Here is a 782-nt window from a genome sequence, read left to right as displayed (position 1 = left end):
GTGTAAAGTCACTCCTCTCAGCTCGTCTCTATTTACAGTGTAAATCCATAAGGCGTTGCGTTTACACTGTAAATTGACTCAACAACTTTTCTAACTCACTTCTTAACTGTTGCTCAACTTGCTTTCTTCCCGATAATCCAAATTGTTTGGCACAAATGACCCAATCATGGTTTAAGAACACTTTACTTATCATCAAATCAGAAACAGGCCCCAAACCATGTTGACGCAGCCACTGTTGTAACCACACAAAAATCGATTCATAGCTTGCACCACCCTGCGCATAGCTTTGAAGCAATACTCGCTTAGTCGGATGTAAGGTTTGATGTTGAATCGGTTGACGCAACAAGCTTCTAGCCAGACTCGGCTCTAACTTAGGATAAACAAGGGAAAGGCTCGCAGACAAAAACTCATGAAACAATGCTTGTGCGTCATCAATCCAAGTTTGTGATTTATTCGCAAGTTGGCGAACCATCAACAATGAATAACAACCACTGGCGGCATCGCGCATAGTTCCTAAACGAATAGATTGATAGCCAGCTTGTTGCCAAAACTGAATCAACTCATCCGTCGCACCAAAACTTGTCGATAGGTAATCCACATGGGCACCAACACTTTCCTCGAGTAGTGTTAGCATGCGCTTGCCAATGCCCGAACCTTGTAGATCAGGATGCACCGCAATTCGCATCACTCGTGAAGTAATAAGCCTGCCTACCTTTACCAAACCAAGTTGATTGATGATGGTGATTGGCGTCAAATGCCCTTTAGGACGACGTTGACCAAGT

Annotated in this window: 1 protein-coding gene; it reads right to left on the bottom strand. The window is 43.7% G+C overall.

All coding sequences use genetic code 11. From position 1 onward, the window contains the following. Positions 1-61 precede the first annotated feature (61 nt). Positions 62-782 (bottom strand): GNAT family N-acetyltransferase (locus R7R78_RS25650; protein ID WP_225474560.1); only part of this gene is annotated, 721 nt, incomplete at its 5' end.

It is taken from the genome of Vibrio sp. 2134-1 (genome assembly GCF_033339495.1).
This window is presented reverse-complemented; position numbering and strand designations above follow the sequence as displayed.